The organism is Acinetobacter corruptisaponis, assembly GCF_030053775.1.
GTDB classification, from domain to species: Bacteria; Pseudomonadota; Gammaproteobacteria; order Pseudomonadales; family Moraxellaceae; genus Acinetobacter; species Acinetobacter corruptisaponis.
Genome location: NZ_CP125669.1, coordinates 2,922,426 through 2,938,904, shown reverse-complemented (window position 1 = coordinate 2,938,904; position 16,479 = coordinate 2,922,426). Strand labels below are relative to the sequence as shown.

The 16,479-nt window shown below is 41.6% G+C and carries 15 protein-coding genes; 4 read left to right on the top strand and 11 right to left on the bottom strand.

Translation table 11 applies throughout. The features are described from left to right. Positions 1–6: 6 nt before the first annotated feature. From QLH32_RS13970 to QLH32_RS13940, 7 genes are all read right to left on the bottom strand, one after another. The gene (locus tag QLH32_RS13970) at positions 7–1,332 is read right to left on the bottom strand and encodes a restriction endonuclease subunit S (RefSeq protein ID WP_283266681.1); all 1,326 of its coding nucleotides are present in this window, start codon (positions 1,330–1,332) and stop codon (positions 7–9) included. Next, a complete protein-coding gene (locus QLH32_RS13965; protein WP_283266680.1) occupies positions 1,329–2,762 on the bottom strand; it encodes an AlbA family DNA-binding domain-containing protein in 1,434 nt (477 codons plus the stop codon). The genes QLH32_RS13970 and QLH32_RS13965 overlap by 4 nt, the downstream gene beginning before the upstream one ends. Then, positions 2,752–4,482, bottom strand: a complete 1,731-nt coding sequence (locus QLH32_RS13960) for a class I SAM-dependent DNA methyltransferase (RefSeq protein ID WP_283266679.1) — start codon at positions 4,480–4,482, stop codon at positions 2,752–2,754. Before QLH32_RS13960 ends, QLH32_RS13965 begins: the two co-directional genes overlap by 11 nt. 328 nt (positions 4,483–4,810) lie before the next feature. After that, on the bottom strand, positions 4,811–5,731 hold the full coding sequence (locus QLH32_RS13955) for a recombination directionality factor (RefSeq protein WP_283266677.1): 921 nt from the start codon (positions 5,729–5,731) through the stop codon (positions 4,811–4,813). A 233-nt stretch (positions 5,732–5,964) separates the two neighbouring features. Beyond that, a complete protein-coding gene (locus QLH32_RS13950) occupies positions 5,965–7,116 on the bottom strand; it encodes a YqaJ viral recombinase family nuclease (RefSeq protein WP_283266675.1) in 1,152 nt (383 codons plus the stop codon). 161 nt (positions 7,117–7,277) lie between these two features. After that, positions 7,278–8,327 (bottom strand): DUF932 domain-containing protein, encoded by a 1,050-nt coding sequence (locus QLH32_RS13945; RefSeq protein WP_283266673.1) that lies wholly within the window; start codon positions 8,325–8,327, stop codon positions 7,278–7,280. Positions 8,328–8,365: 38 nt separating this feature from the next. Next, on the bottom strand, positions 8,366–8,599 hold the full coding sequence (locus QLH32_RS13940; protein ID WP_087542822.1) for a hypothetical protein: 234 nt from the start codon (positions 8,597–8,599) through the stop codon (positions 8,366–8,368). 670 nt (positions 8,600–9,269) lie between these two features. Between QLH32_RS13940 and QLH32_RS13930 the strand changes: the two genes are divergently transcribed. After that, complete coding sequence (locus QLH32_RS13930) at positions 9,270–9,692, top strand: hypothetical protein (protein ID WP_283266671.1); 423 nt, start codon at positions 9,270–9,272, stop codon at positions 9,690–9,692. Positions 9,693–9,711: 19 nt separating this feature from the next. After that, positions 9,712–10,080 carry a hypothetical protein gene (locus QLH32_RS13925; RefSeq protein WP_283266670.1) on the top strand — a complete coding sequence of 123 codons (369 nt, stop codon included), beginning with the start codon at positions 9,712–9,714 and terminating at the stop codon, positions 10,078–10,080. Here QLH32_RS13925 and QLH32_RS13920 read toward each other — a convergent pair. Then, positions 10,040–11,199, bottom strand: a protein-coding gene (locus QLH32_RS13920; protein WP_283266669.1) for an IS3 family transposase whose coding sequence is annotated in 2 segments (ribosomal slippage) — positions 10,040–10,953 and positions 10,953–11,199 — 1,161 coding nt in all. Because the reading frame shifts where the segments join, the coding sequence is not laid out codon by codon here. The two genes, QLH32_RS13925 and QLH32_RS13920, sit on opposite strands and share 41 nt — an antisense overlap. Before the next feature lie 128 nt (positions 11,200–11,327). After that, positions 11,328–12,470 (bottom strand): site-specific integrase, encoded by a 1,143-nt coding sequence (locus QLH32_RS13915; RefSeq protein WP_087542849.1) that lies wholly within the window; start codon positions 12,468–12,470, stop codon positions 11,328–11,330. A 135-nt stretch (positions 12,471–12,605) separates the two neighbouring features. Between QLH32_RS13915 and dusA the strand changes: the two genes are divergently transcribed. Together dusA and QLH32_RS13905 are read left to right on the top strand one after the other, a co-directional pair. Next, the gene (gene dusA / locus QLH32_RS13910; RefSeq protein ID WP_283266668.1) at positions 12,606–13,622 is read left to right on the top strand and encodes a tRNA dihydrouridine(20/20a) synthase DusA; all 1,017 of its coding nucleotides are present in this window, start codon (positions 12,606–12,608) and stop codon (positions 13,620–13,622) included. Between the two features lie 261 nt (positions 13,623–13,883). After that, on the top strand, positions 13,884–14,363 hold the full coding sequence (locus tag QLH32_RS13905; RefSeq protein ID WP_283266667.1) for a CHAP domain-containing protein: 480 nt from the start codon (positions 13,884–13,886) through the stop codon (positions 14,361–14,363). A gap of 13 nt (positions 14,364–14,376) precedes the next feature. On the opposite strand, the gene QLH32_RS13900 is transcribed toward QLH32_RS13905, so the two are convergent. Together QLH32_RS13900 and QLH32_RS13895 are read right to left on the bottom strand one after the other, a co-directional pair. Further along, a complete protein-coding gene (locus QLH32_RS13900) occupies positions 14,377–15,138 on the bottom strand; it encodes a tRNA threonylcarbamoyladenosine dehydratase (RefSeq protein WP_283266666.1) in 762 nt (253 codons plus the stop codon). Positions 15,139–15,199: 61 nt separating this feature from the next. Further along, entirely contained in the window at positions 15,200–16,387 is a 1,188-nt protein-coding gene (locus tag QLH32_RS13895) for an MFS transporter (RefSeq protein ID WP_283266665.1), read from the bottom strand. Between the last annotated feature and the right edge of the window lie 92 nt (positions 16,388–16,479).

The following is a 16,479-nucleotide window of genomic DNA, read 5'->3' as shown; positions in this document are numbered from 1 at the left end:
CTCCTTCTAAAAACCTATTTCCATCAATCCAACCTCACCCGATAACAACTTTGGTAATAAAGCATCTCTAAGATTTATTAAAATCTGATTTTCGATTTTTATACTATTTTGCTTTGAATAAAATTTCCTTACTTTTTCTGAATATAGTTTCCTTAAAGTTACTGAAGAGGTAACAATCTGAAAATCCATAATTGCTTTTTTATCACCTCTAGGCATCTTTGAACCTTTTGATGAAGCCATCATTTGCTCAAAAAAATTATCCTGATAAATGAAGTTATATAAATATTCTTCACAGCCATTTTCTATAACTTCAAAATTCAATACATCATTAGAATGCCCGCCATCGAAAGAAGAAAGCCAAATTTTCTTAAAATAAGGTCGAATATTGGAAACCAAAATATTCCCTTTCCTAAACGCTGGAACACTATTAGCCTTTGGCAATGAACTTGCTTTTTCGATCCCTTTTTTTTCAGGTAACATATTTTCTGTAGATATATAATTTTCAAGAGTTAGATCTTTTAATGAAATTTTATTAGTACAGTATTTAGCAATATCCTTAATTTGCTGTAACTCCCACCCCCTTGGCACCTCCCCCAACTCACTCTCCACCAACTCATCAGGAAACAATGCAGCAGTCGCCTGTAATTCAGCAAAATCGTCCTCAGACATTTGCTTCAGTTCTGCTTCACTTTTACCACTAATCGCACACATCGCAGCACGTTCAGGGTCTTGCCCTGTTTGTTTTGCTGCAATTTTGGCACGCACAGGTTCAAAGTCGATAAACCAACTTTTAAAAATAGCTTGGGCGATGGATTCTAAAGTTTGGTTGATTTGGTTGTTAAGATAAAGTTTGTCATCAAGCTCTGAGATTATTTTTGCAATTCGATCTTCTACTTTTGGGGAAAACCTAGGAATTTCCAAACTATTGATAGCTTTCAAACTCAATGTTTTCTGCGTACTTCCAACAACTGAAGCTTCAATTTGATATTTTAATATCGGTGAATTTAGTACTACATATAAGTATTTAGGATTAATATTTTTTGCAATGATTACAGATGTATTTTGCCCTAAACAGAATTCAACATCTTGAACTAACGCCGTTATACCATAAGTCCCAACCCTCGTAATAACTATATCATTCAAACTTGGTGTATAACGTCTTGAGAACTCATCAAATATATCTTTAGATACTTTCAATGTCCCTTGTAAATTTAAAAACCCATATTTAACATCAGTACAACGCACCATTGAATATCCCGTTTCAGAATATTGTGGGGTTTTATGTAATGAGTCTATAACATTGGCAATATCCTGCAACTTTTCAAAATTCATCGCTCACCCCCAAATTCTTTCTTAACCATCCAATACCCACGAGTTCGCCCCACACGCTCAAGCCAGCCTGCATCTTTTAAATGATTCAGATGCTTTTGTAAGGCAGATTGATTAATACCGAGTTGCTCAGCCAAAGAACGATAAGAAACTTTCGGGTTACGCTGAATTAAAACTAAAATTTCCTGTTGGCGTTCGGTGAGTTGGCTTGCTTCAATTGCACCACCTAAATCTTCGATTACACCACTTGAATGATCAATTGCACCACCTATTGCACCACCCTCAAATTCAATCACAGGACGATATAACTTCACATCAAAAAAATCATTGGTTTCTAAAAATTCAGGTGTTGGCAAATTCTCTGCTTCACACATCTGCTTGATCCGTTGCAGACCACTGCCCCAATGCTCAATATAACCTAGCTCTCGAAACACACGAGCCAATACTCGATTCCGAATCTCTGAACGTCCCTGCAACAAGTCCGCTTCAGTTAAACCATTGGGTAATCCACCTGGGGAAACGATATTGACCAAGTCATCATACACAGCGACTTTAATATTGCGTCCAAAGTTGCTGTAATCTCGATGCACATAAGCATTGACTAAGGCTTCACGGATGGCATTTTCTGGAATTTCCAAATAGTCATAACGCTTTAAGCCTCGAATTTCAGCACGTAAAGACAAATGATTTTTAATAAAAATTTCTGTTTGTTCAATTTGAGAAAACAAGTCACCTGTGTATTCTTTACGGTCTAAAAACACACTCATATTTGTGCCTTTAAATCGGGCACATTGGGTCATCACATGCTCATATTGACCGAGTAAGATCAATAAACCATGACTGGCATAACGCTGCCCTTGCTCTTCAATCACCAGTTTCAGATTCAACATCTTTTCTAAAGTCAGTGTTTTATCAGCAGCTTTGAACGCTGCTTCCAAAACTGTTAAATCAAGCTTTTCCAAAGGGTATTGATAATTGGCTAAGGCATCAAAACTGATATTCAGCCGTTGCAATTCAAGCTGTTGAATATGCTCAGGCGATGCTACACGGTTACTCGCACCTAGGCGAATATACGTGCCTTGCTCACGTCCTACTGGTTTAAGGTAATACGGAAATAAACTACCTCGTGCGACTTCCACAACCAATAGCTCAACACCATCTATGTTCTCAATATAGATTTGTGCGGCAAGTTGTGGGGCACACAACTCATAAATCATGGAGGTGATTTTATCTTGCAACTCAAAAATATCATCTTGAATCCCAACCAACTGCCGATCATCAGTGACTCCAACAATCAACTTACCGCCACTACTATTGGCAAAGGCAATTAATGTCTTGGCGATCTGCTGTCCTTTCGGTAACTGCTGTTTAAACTCTAGCGTTTTGCTTTCGCCTTTTTGAATCTCAAGCAGCAACGGTTGATCAGAACTCATAACCTAAACCTTTTAAATTCTTTTTGATTTCACTTTCCAGTACAGCACTTTCAGCAAATTGCTGTTTCAGTTGCCCTGTTAAGCGTGCCATCTTCTCAGCAAAAGGTTCTCCATCCTCTTCCTGCTCGACTGCACCTACATAACGTCCAGGGGTCAGTACATAATCATGCTTCTGAATGTCTTTCAATTCAGCCGAGAAACAAAAGCCTTTTTCATCCTGATAAGCTTCACCTTCAAAATTTTCACCTTGTTGCCAAGCGTGTAAGGCATTAGTAATTTTGGCAATATCTGCATCAGTAAAGTCACGCAGTACACGATCTTTCATATAGCCCAAGTTACGAGCGTCAATAAATAAAGTCTTGCCCTCACGATTGGCTTTCTTTTTATCTAAGGACAAACCATTCTTTTTGTCCTTGGTCAAAAACCAAATACAGGCAGGGATTTGTGTATTGGTAAACAGTTGACCTGGCAATGCCACGATACATTCGACCAAATCTGCTTCAATCAGGTTTTTACGGATTTCACCCTCATTGTTGGTATTGGAACTCATCGAACCATTGGCAAGCAAAAGTGCCATACTGCCCGTTGGTGATAGATGGTGCAGCATGTGCTGCATCCAAGCAAAGTTGGCATTGCCTTGTGGCGGTGTGCCATATTTCCAACGTACATCGCTTTCCAGTGAAGCATGCCACCAATCTTTGATATTAAACGGTGGATTTGCCATGACGAAATCAGCACGTAAGTCTGGATGCTGATCATCTAAAAATGTATCGGCATTCTTTTTGCCAAAGTTAAAATCAATGCCACGAATTGCCATATTCATGGCAGCAAGTTTCCACGTGGTTGGATTGCTTTCTTGTCCGTAAATCGAAATATGCTTTTTCTGTTCAGATGCTTTGTAATGCTTTTCCTGTGCGTGTTGTTCGATGAACTTTTCACTGGAAACGAAGAAACCACCCGAACCCATTGCAGGATCATAAACACGACCTTTATAAGGTTGCAGCATTTCCACAATCAAGGTCACAATACTTTTAGGTGTGTAATATTGCCCACCTTGCTTACCTTCCGCTAACGCAAACTGTCCTAAAAAATATTCGTAGACGTGCCCGAGAATGTCTTTACTGTGCAAACTCAGTTTTTCACCATTGTATACAGGCTTGGTGAAACTTGTGTCTGAAAATGTATTGATCAAATCCAACAGTTTGTCATTATCAAGCTGGTATTGCCCAATACGATTCAAAATACCTTTTAATTTAGGATTAGCTTTCTCAATTTCATCAAAAGCATTATCGACCAACCAAGATATAGAACGTAGTTTGACATCTTGCCCATGTTCATCTTGCCAAATAATCGAGCCAATGGCTAAAGCGGCTGTATTTTGTAATGTTGCCCAACGTGCTGCTTTGGGCACCCAAAACACATTTTTTTCTTGATAATAATCAATAATTTCTAATTCATCAGCGATTGCTTGTTGATATTCTTCTTCTGTGTCGTATTGATCACGAGGCATGTAATAGATGTTGTGATCATCCGCTTGAGCAAATAAATCCTTGAGTTCAGATTGCCGTTCATCAAAAGCATCTGATACATATTTTAGGAAAATTAATCCAAGCACAATATGCTTGTAGTTGGCAGCATCTAAGCTGCTACGTAATTTATCAGCGGCTTTCCAGAGCTTATCATCTAAGTCATTTAGAAACTTTTGTTCCAATGAGTTCATTCTTTATCCTCGATCAATGGTCAACCGCTGTGGTTTTATACTTAATGTTCAATAGTTTATTACGTTAGCACATCTAAGACGAATGAAAAGTCATGTACTACACAAAAAAATAAAGATATATACTATTTTATATTTTAATCCCCTACCAAAGTACAAAGCTAGGCACCCTTGGATAGGTACGACTATATATGTCGCTGGCAAGTATAATAACTTGTAATTAATCAAAAAAATAAGAGAACTATAATTCTCTTATTTTATCTCATTGATATTATTAGCTTGGTACTCATTACAAAACCGAGTTCTGTATTTTTCTGCCAATTGGTTTGGGCTAATTTACAGCCCTTACACTTTGTCTCAGACTCTGTTTTATCTCCGTGGCATCATTGACCGCTTGAGCAATCGATGCTGCTGATACGACATCAGACCTCACCTCAACAGCATTTTGCTGATCACTATAAAACTCCTCAACAATATCCAAACCCTCTTCACCACCCACCTCAAAGCTGGCATTGCCATAGCCCTGCCGTGCCACATGATCCAATGCCTCCTGATAAAACCCTGCTGCCTTACTCACTTCATCAATCTGCTTGGCTGATGTAATTGCCTCTTGCAGGTTGATCCCATCACGTAAAGTTAAATCCACGTAATAGATCGGAGTACGATAACTTTGCGTGGTGCTTTTGCCTCGTAAAGTAAGTTGCAAAGGCAAGCATGAAAGGAGGTCACCTGAAGCGGCATGATAATAACGAAGCCGTGCAGCCAAGGTACGAATACTATTAAAGCCAGTAGTCCTAAAGATAAATGTACCGAACTCATCTGATTCATCCAAGTTTACATATAGTCTGCCATAAGGCTTACATAGTCCGCCCTGTGCCAATGGACATAAATCAGGGGATGGGCATGGATGTTGTTCAATGCCGTTCTGTCCGAGTCGCTGACAAGTTTCTCCATTGCCTGAGCAGATTAAACGCCCTGTTTGTCGGTCAAATAAGCTGTATTCTGCCCGTAGGTTCAACTCAGGATCATTGAAGATCATCCGTACAGGAATAGAGCGTAGTTTTTGATTCGGTGCTTTGGCTCTGAGCTGTTCATCAAGTGGATGCTTCACCCAACCATCTTTATTTTGGATTTGACTGGTAATGGTGAACTGGTCATCCTTTTCAGGCAGTCGTTTGCCATTCTTTTCCACAATCTTACCGATGCTGATACGACCGAGTACAGGTGGTGTGATTGCTAAACCTTTAATCATATTAAATTCCTCTTTGGTAATTTTTGACTCATGCCCCTTTGATATGAGTAAGAAGCAGTCATTTTTTGAAATGCATATAAATCTCGCAAGGCAGTCCATTTGCTCTCTATAGGTACGTTTCCTCAACGTGCTTATGGGGAGCGGGGGCTGTTTTGCGCTTTTTTGATGAATTGGGGATTTGATGGGTTGGATGGATTTTTGTGGGAATGTTTGTGGATTCGGCTTAGGCTAATTTATTTAGACTGATCATCATCCGCATAAATCTGAAAACGCCGTGTGCCCTGCTTGTTCTGTGGGAACTGTTGCAGGAACTCAGGATGCTGTTGCAACAAGGCTTTACTGTCCAGACCGACTGAATCCTTGGATTTCTTCCAAGTAACAGACCCTGTTTTAAAAGTCGCTCGTTCTGCATCCTGCATCTTGGCTTGGATTTGATGCTTAAGCTGGTCAAAGCTGGCTTGATGCTGTTCAATCAAATGACGTTGTTTTAACAATTGCTCAAAGTCTTGATTGGCTTTTGTATCTTCAGATAAATCAGTTGTACTGAGTGGTACATGCGCTGGATATAACAGTTGTAAGGCTTTGGCTGCTGATTCAGAAGCATCCACATCAGGCGGGATATCGTTTTCCACACATTCCCAGAAATAGCGTTCCGCATTGATGAGATATTTGATCACTGTTTCATTACGTGTGACCTTAAAGATTTTGGTTTCATGCCCACAGATCAAGGCACAAATATGTGCTGCCTGCTTTCCTGTTACTGCCAATTGATGCTGCACCTGACACAGCACATATAAAGGCACGCCATCTCGCCATAGTTTTGCGCCATATTCCCCTACGGTTTTACATTCCAGAATCTGCACCTCGTCATTACCGACTACGGCATAATCCAGATTTGCCAACATAAAGTGTTTGTCTTCATCGGGGTGTTGTAACACTGCATTGACTCGACGTACCTTATTATTGGTGTGCATGCTGTAGTATTCAGCCACCAACGGTTCTAGCTGCTTGCCCCAGTACAACGGTGCATAGCCTACGCTTTCATCCTCGATATTTTGTTGCATCCGCCCTGTCTTGATCATCCACAGTTCCAGCATCGACATATAGGGATTGAGTCCGCAAGCAGTAGCCGCATCACTACTGCCAATGCCCTGCTTTCTGACTTCCAGCCATTGCTGGTAATTCATCTGTTTGGTGTTGGCAAGTCGTTTTGCTACAGGTGTTTTGGTTTTTCGTGGCTGCGTATTCGGTCGGTCTCGTTTGGTTCGAGTTCCGACTTCAACCTGTTGAGTCGATGAGTTTTGAGTGGTTGGATTCAGGTTGGGTGAATACGGCTGTAACGGTGGATTGTTTAAGGTGTTTTGAATTTGAGTATGACTATTCATTAGAAATATTCCTGTATCGATAAAAGTGTAAAAGCTGAATTTCGGGCATAAAAAAAGCCACGTCGGGGGAGACGTGGCGAAAGGGTTCTGCGGTTCAGGTTTTACCTGATGGTTAAAATAAGATAGTTTTCTTAAATAAAACTGAATAATGAAATGGTTTATTAAGACACCATTCTTAATGCCTGTTCCACACCTCGTTGTTTAATGGCTGCACCTGCACCAAACCAAGCTGAATCTAGTCGATGGTCGATACTCATGGCTCGACGTTCATGGTCACAAAACTCGGTGATGCTGCATAGCAAACCATACGCCGTATCTTTAGCGGAACTCAGTTCTGCCCCACGTCCATGTCCGTTAAACATGGTCATGACTTTTGACATTGCTCGTCCATTCGGTTCAGTTTTATTGTCGGCTTTGGATGGGTTTATTTGATTCGGCATGGCTGAATTGCGGTAGTACTGAATAATACTTTCATCCTGTTCCGCCATACTGAGATTGGTATTGTTAAATACCGCATCAAAGTAAGCTGCCGCTTCCTGCTGCGTCACCTTGCGCTGACTAAGCTGCTTCATTTCATACATGTGTTCATCCCATGCACGAACTGAAATCCCCAGTTGCCGTTTGACCCGTTCCGCATCGAATCGGGTACTGTGTGGAACCTTGACCACACCTGAATTACCTTGCTGTCCACGTAAAGCGATTGCCAAAGTGTTGTTACACACTACTCGGATACTGGTGAACTGGGCTGTCGTTGCCAATGTGCCATCACAAGCGGTTGCTAAAAGAATATAGCCATTACTGACATCTTTTCCTTTTAAGGCTGCGCTTTGCCCTGTCCGTGCCAGTGCCCAGAATTTCTTACCGCCTTTAAGTACCCCTGCTGTTTCCAGTTCAAAGCCTGATTGCTCGGTCAGGTCACGATAGAAATGTAATATTTCCCTCGGCTGGACTTCCTGAAAGCGCTGGCTCACTACCGATAACGGTGCATGGGTGTCTGAGCGGTAAAGTACCCGTTGTTCTTCAAAGGGCATAATGATGTTTTGTCCTCGATGGTTTTGTGCCATGTAGCTGACATCGGAGGATTCAATCCGCCAATCCATGCCTGCCTGCTCTGCCCAGACTTCCAGTGGTTGATTAGGTGTAAGTTGATTACCGAGCCCATGCCACGGAGTTTGTCCAACGAATGCCATTGTTTCAACTAAATGTGCCATAAGATGTGTCCTTTATTCTGATTTGAATGATGTCTTGTTCAGTATTTATGTGTGCTGATGCTAGATCGGGTTTGATCTGCTAATACCAGAATCACACCACCCAAAGCTGCGCCTGCCACACCACCAAGCATTGGTGAAAAGCCCATCGACTTGGCGAGGTTCATGCCCAGCATTGCCAATGTCGTCGGTGCGCTGGCAAGGCTGAGTTGCAGGGGTTGGGGTTCTCGAAAGCGAGGGCTATACGATTCTTCTTCTGTATCCAAATACGACATGGAATTTCTCCAACATTTAAGAAATGAGTGTTTAAAACGCTGCTGTAGACATCATTTTGATGCCTCTTGGCGTTGCTTCATTTCAGTAATATGTATTTGAAATAATTTGGAATCGTATGCCTGTTCATTTTTTACTGAGTTGTACAAAACAGCAGGACAAATCGAATTGACCTATGAAATCGTTATGATTATGATGGGCTTGCTGACCTACATCGTCAGTCGGTTTTGACAGACCGTATCCTAAGTACACTAAAAGATCCCATCTTTTGGTGTGAGTACTCGTGCTCCCTCTGCGGTAGAACGGGAGGGGGACACCTTCGGGTGTGCTGATTCTTAGGTTCAGTCTGTCAACCCCTTTTCGTTCTGCCACCATTATTTGACAGTAATGCGGTAGAACTTCTTAAATACCTAAGGAGTCAATCATGACTGTTTTTTATATTTCTAAGCATTCCCCGCCCTTGCCTATCTGTCATGGCACGTTGCCTTATAACGTTGCTCATCTGACAGACTAAATCGATATCAGCACAGCTTTTTTGATGTGAATCAGGTTTGCATTGCCCTTTCAATGATGTTCAGTCATTGCTGCGTTGCTGTGCCTAAATTCTGCAAATCAGTTTGTTCTGTGCCTTCTAAAAAAGTAATAAACAACAATAATCAGGATCACAATTTAATGAACAATCGAATCAAAGCGTTTCTACAATGCAGTGCTGTTGCTGCCTGCATGTCTTTCACCAGCCTCAGCCATGCCGATGCAAAAAGCATGACCCAGTTCTATAACAATCCCGCCAGTGCACCTAAAGTGACCCGTTGTAAAGGCAACGTCAACTGCAACGCTTTTTTTGCCCTGTCTAAAGAATGGCAAGTGATTCCCAAGAACTACAAACTGGATGGTTATACCCTGAGAAGTTTTATTGAAGACAATGACGGTGATGGTCTAAACCGTGACTTTGCTCCACCGCAGAAAGATCGTGCCTACCAAATTCTGGAAGCAGGTGCTTTTACCTTTAAAGAAAAAGCCCGTAATGATGCTGACTTTCTGATTTTTGTGAAAGGTTTAGCCGTGCTTCATTATATTGATCGTAGTCAGAAATAATAAAAATAAGGAATAAAAAATGAATCATTCAATCAAGACATTGCTGCAATACACTGCTGTGGCAGGCTGCATGTCGTTTGCCAGTTTAAGTCATGCGGATATGAATCAAGTGATGGCACTGATCAATGATCCATCTTCTGCTCCCCAAGTCAGACGTTGTTATGAAAATGTGAACTGCAATGCTTTTGTAGCGATCAGCAAACAGTGGCAAGTCATTCCTAAAGATGATCCCTTACGCTATTACATTTACAGTGGCGACCTAAATGCAATGCTGAGGGAGGGTGACAAAGGTTTAAATGAGCAAAAGTTAAAGGATATGGATGAATATGCCTACCATCTGTTTGATCCTAGACAGTATCGTGGACAGCATATCCCTCTAAATTCTTAAAATATTTATGTTCAAAGGCTTCAGGACTTAACCAGCCGTTTGCAGAATGTCGTCTGATTCGATTGTAGTAAACTTCAATATATTCAAACAAGATAGCATTGGCTTCTTTTCGAGTGGCAAATACACTGCCATGTATCACATGACCTTTCAATGTATGAAAGAAGCTTTCAGTCACCGCATTATCCCAACAATTCCCCCTACGTGACATGCTTTGAATACAGTGATTCGCCAATAATAGTGCTCTAAAATCACGACTACAGTACTGTGAGCCTTGGTCCGAATGCACCATGACACCTGTTGGATATCCCTGACGTGCCATTGCATAATTAAATGCATCATATACCAATTGACGATCTATCCGATGGCTGGTTTGCCAACCTATAATACGACGACTAAATAAATCTAGCATCACACATAAATACAGCCAACCTTCTTTGGTTCGGATATAGGTGATGTCTGTTGTCCAAACTTTATTTGGCAGAGTGACTGTAAACTGGCGATCTAATAAATTCGGTGCCGTCGGCAAACGATGATTTGAATCAGTCGTATGCTTATATTTACGTGCAATCTTGCTGCGTAAACTGAGCTTTTTCAGCATCCTTCCAACTGTACGTTCACTCATGCAGTAACCTAAATCATGCATGTCGTGCACCAATGAAGGTGCTCCTAAGCGAGCATGGTGTTGCCAATATACAGCTTTTAAATCAGTGTACTTCTGATTGACGTAAGTCTGTCTCTTTCGCCAAGCATAGTAGCCCGAAGTGCTGACACCTAGGCATTTACAGGCAGAAGAAACCGTAATTTCAGTCACAGCTAGGCCTTGGATTACCGTGTACTTTTCTTGGCATGATCTGTCAGGAAGTACACATGCGCCTTTTTTAAAATATCATTAGCTTCCCTGAGTTGTTTGACTTCTTTTTCTAAATCGAGAATACGCTGTTGTTCTGGCGAGAGCTGTCTTTTGCTGGAACCAGTGGGGTTGGTCTCACGAATCCATTTATCTAATGTTGAATAACCCACACCTAATTTCTGGGCGATAGCAGCCACAGATTCGTGCGAGTTTGAAAGTGCATAATCAATTGCTTGTTGTTTAAATTCTGGACTAAAGCGTTTAGCCATTTTTACATCTCCAAAGTTAACGTTACGTTATCTTTAGAGGGAATCATTGTCCATTATTTTGGCTAGGATCATCCAAGACCTAGCCAAAGTTTTGGATCAAAACTATACATTGGCTCATCAGGATCATATTAATCTTCACCAATGAGAGGCAACACTTCTGCTAGCTCTATCGTCTTTTTTCTTTTTTTCACAGAAACATACCTTTCCAAACTTCCCCACGAATCATGCAAGCTTACCTGCTGAATCTGGGGAATGGTAAAGCCCTGTTCTGCAAGACGTGTACATCCCTCGTGCCTTAAATCGTGAAATCGTAAATCTTCAATACCCAGTAATTTACAGGCATTCCTAAACTCGCCCCCTATGGTTCTAGGGCTAAGTGGTATCAATAAGTCCTTATCGTATCCCCTTTTAAGCATACGTTTCCTGACGTCTTTACGCTGCAAAAGCTCAATCATCTTTTGACATGGTTCAAGGACATTAAACTCTTTATGATTTCCTTTGGAGCCCTTGGGATTCTTCAGGTCTCTAACTTTCCAAACTTCATTATCCACATCATGATCAGCCAGAAGCATCTCTGTGATTTCCGCCTCACGTCGGCATGAAAATATAGCAAACCACATGATCAAGTGCATGGGATAACTATATACAGGGTTCTGCCATTTTCGATAAAAGTATTCTGTCAGTTTTTTTAACTCCACCGTGGTCGGCAATCTGTCGCGCTTGCCACTGGAGGAAATTTGTCTGGTTTTCCTTAATTGAGCTGTAGCCTTATCAAAACCAGCCAAATCTACATTCACGTCCCACATGACTGAGGCATGGGACAATACACCACGGATATGCAACAGCTCATGTTGCAAAGTACTCGTTGCAATTGGCTTTAAATCCAGTTTGTCATACCCATTCTTGCGTAAAGCAACATGATCAGAAATATCTGCTGGTTTTATTTTTGTGATAATATGCTGCGCTATTGGAAATTTCTGAATTAGACGAAGACAGTAGGTTTTGGTACGACCATATTCATTGCCAACTTCATCAAGATATTTCTCTATGGCATTGGCTAAAGTGATGTTGGTCACATCCGATCTGCCTAATAAAATCTCTGGATTTTCTTCGATTTCCTCTTCACGCATTGCTAACCATTTTTGGGCAAGTCGCATTGAACTAAACGTTTTACTCTCTTTGAAATTTGCAAGGCCTTTACGGCTTATTCTAATTTCAGCACGAAAACGTATTGTTCCATCCGCCAATTTGCGTTGTGAAATTGTTCCCATAATTTACGCCTTATCTCTTTTCCAAGACCATAATGGCGTAATTTGGCGTAAATTTCAAAAATAATGGTGCGAAATGAGGCGTAAAAAATCGAAATAGTCCAAAATATGCAACACTGTAAAGGTATGTTTTTTAATATGAATATCAACAAAACCATTGAAAGCACGAAAGAACCTCGCATCAGTGTTGCACCCATGATGGATTGGACAACCAAAGACTACCGTTTTTTTGCCCGCCTATTTAATCCAAATGTGGTGCTTTATACCGAAATGGTCACAACAGGCGCGATCATTTATGGTGGTGCCAACCGCCATCTGGACTTCAACAAGGAAGAACATCCAATTGTGTTGCAGCTCGGTGGTTCCAATCCGCAGGAACTGGCAACCTGTACTAAAATGGCTGAGGATTGGGGCTACAATGAAGTCAACTTAAATGTCGGCTGCCCAAGTGACCGTGTTCAGAACAACAAGATTGGTGCATGTTTAATGGCTGAACCAGACTTGGTGGCTGAATGTATTCATAGCATGCAAAAAGCAGTGTCGATTCCTGTTACCGTGAAACATCGGATCGGGATTGATGATATGCAGTCTTATGAAGAAATGCTGCATTTCGTTGATACTGTTGCAGCAACGGGTTGCACTCACTTCATTGTACATGCACGGATTGCCATTTTGCAGGGCCTTTCTCCAAAAGAGAACCGTGAAGTGCCGCCTCTGCGCTATGAAGATGTCTATCTTCTCAAGCAGGAACGCCCTCACCTCACCATTGAAATTAATGGCGGCATTAAAACCTTTGATGAAACACAACAACATTTACAGCATGTTGATGGGGTGATGATTGGCCGCGAAGCCTACCATAATCCTTACTTATTGGCTGAACTGGGTCAATTGTGGAATTTAGAAGCACCGAATCGTTTTGACATCATACAACAGATGATGCCGTATATTCACCAGCGAGTAGCTGAGGGAGCCCCCCTTTCAATTATCACACGTCATATTCTCGGATTATTTCAGAACTTGCCAGGCGCACGTAAATGGCGTCAGGCGCTCAGTGGTGGCAATGCCAAAACTATCGCCGATATTGAAAATGCCATTCAGAATATTCAGGCAGCCATGCAACGTACTGAAGACTACATAAAAGAACATCAATCCTGATTGATGTTCCACAAAAACGTGACATAAGTCACATCAAGAAATATCATTTTACAAATATTAAGATTCAAATTTATGGAAATATAACCTATTTAAAATTAAGAAAATCTTCAAAAAGTTTTCTTAAATAATTTATTATAAAAAGCCTCAATTGTTACATTATTACATTACATTTTAGTTTTTTTAAAATTTATCGCTTACTATGTGCCGCGTACGGATTCTGGCACACGTTCAGTTGTTTTGAAAATGCGGTAGAGATTTACAATGATTTATGATGTACCTTCAGTTGACCACAGCATGATATATCCACCAGCACAACAGCTGGTTATTCCTTATCGGGAGATGCCAAGGCTGCCATCAACGCCAACCATTGATGTGAACAAGTTTTCTCAAAAGCTAACCACGCGGGCGTCCTATCGTAGCTCATCTCAATGTGCCAAATTCGTTAGGATCGCCCTGCAATCTGCGGGCGCCAATATTGTTCAGCACCCTATCGCCGCATCAGACTGGGGCCGTACCTTGCAGCAGATTGGCTATCAAAAAATCACGCCTGACTTTAACAATCCGCAACCAGGTGACATTTATATTATCCATCGCACCAAGAAGCATCGTTATGGACATATTGCAGGTTTTACGGGTTCGCAATGGGTCTCTGACTTTAAGCAAACCAGCTATGACGTGTACAAAGATCCGAATGTGACCTACAGCTATTACCGCCTAGCACCACAATATCCACAGGCTTAATTTATTGGGCTGTTTAAGCCCTGATTTTATCCAGCTTCTTCAAGACTTCAGCCACCGCAACCATTGCAAAGCTTGAAGTCACCACCACCGCCGATCCATAACCACCACAGCGCAAGCCAGCAGTTGCACAGATATCAGCGCTTGAAAACGGATTATCAATGGAGTAAACGCAGGTAATTCCAAACTTGTCTTTCGGCTTTTTACAAATACCTTTAGAACGCAGTTGTGTGCGCAGTTTGGCAAGCATCGGGTCCTGTTCAGTCTTGGATAAGTCCGCCACCCGAATCTTGAGCGGGTCAAGCTTTCCACCTGCCCCACCTGAAACTATCAGGGGAATTTTGTTAAAACGGCAGTGCAGCATCAAAGCCAACTTGGCTTTGACATCATCAATACAGTCTAAAACGATGCTTGGAACAGGATCCAGAATCTCTTTGACATTCTCAGGTGTGAGATAGTCATCAATCACATTGACTTTCATTCGTGGATTGATTTGACGGCAACGTTCTGCCATCAACTCAATTTTTTCCTGTCCCAGTGTTGAACTCATTGCAGGCAGTTGACGGTTGATGTTGGATGCGGCAACCACATCCATATCCACCAGCGTCAGCTCACCAATCCCTGTACGTGCCAGTGCCTCAACTGCCCAGCTTCCCACACCGCCAATACCAATCACCATGACATGGCTTTGCTCATAGTGTGCAAATGCATTTTCTCCATAAATTTTGGCTACACCAGCGAAACGGCGGTCATATTCATCATTTTGGAGATCGGTCATAGCAGTCGTGGTCTATCTTTTCAGTCAAAGCAGTATTTTAGCGTGTTTAGCTTCTTTTAGGTTAGCCCGATGAAAGTTTACTTGGCGATTGACCTTGGCGACTTAAAACCAGCAACAGAATTAAAACCATGAAGCTCATGGATAAGGCTAAAAGGTTTGCATTGATCCAACCTAGACTACTTAAAATTGGGGCAGGTAAAAATGCCCCTAAAGTTGCAAACAAGGCAATTCCTGTCTCATTTATACCTTGTACACGATGTTTTTGCTGCTCATTTAAACCTGCCAATAAAGTGGATGCCCCTGAATAAGCGAAATTCCAGCCCACACCAAGGACAATCAGCGCAAAATTAATATAAATTCCAACCTGTCCAATCATTGGAATCAATGACGATAACATCAGCAAAGCAAAGCCCACATAAATCGTGGTGTGTGTGCCCCATCGTTGAATCAGTTTCGATACAAAGAATGACGGAATAAACATTGCCAATACATGCAACTGAATGGAGATCGAGGCATAGTGAAATGAATGATGTTCCTTTAAATGCAAAGAAGACATAATCATCATCACATTCATAATATAGTAGGCAAATGCACCGCTTATCACGGCGGCGATAATCAAGCTGCTCGGCAATTTGGCGCGCTGAATTGGTTCAATTACAACCTGCTGCGTCTGTTGACGTTGGAACTTTTTATTCCATCCATACAGGATTGGAGAGAGTAACAAGGCCAAGACACTAAAAATGAAATAAATTGCAGTAAAATCGGGTAAACCCTGCACCTGCTGAAACTGAATCGCCAATATGGGCGCAATAATTGCAGCAACCACCCCACCTGAGATCACCATGGCTGTTGCTTTCGGAATAAGTTCTGTTGCAAGACGATCAGAGGCCGCAAAGCGATAAAAATTCGCAGTCGAGATAAATAAACCCAGTGAAAAATGGCTGAGGCACAATAGATAGAACTGTTGCTGCTGTAATGCCAGATAGCCTAGAACACCCGCTAGGAATAGGCAGATGCAGCCAAATTGAAAAACCAGATGACGTCCCAACTTTTTCATTAAAAAAGAAAAGATAAAGGTGGTCAGTAGCATCGCTAAAAACTGCAAACCATAAGGAACTGTGGCTAAGGCTTGCGTAGGTGCAAGCTTTAAGCCGACAATCGCCGCCACGGTCACCGATAAGACCGCCGCAATTAAGTTCAGTGCCTGTGCAGCCAAGAGATAATAAACATAGCGTGGTAATTGATTCAAAGCCTTTATCCAGTTTTATCGGGCCTGACTACCTTAACGCTGAATGCTTGAAATTCAAATAAAAAAGATGAAAGACCAGCTTTCATCTTTGC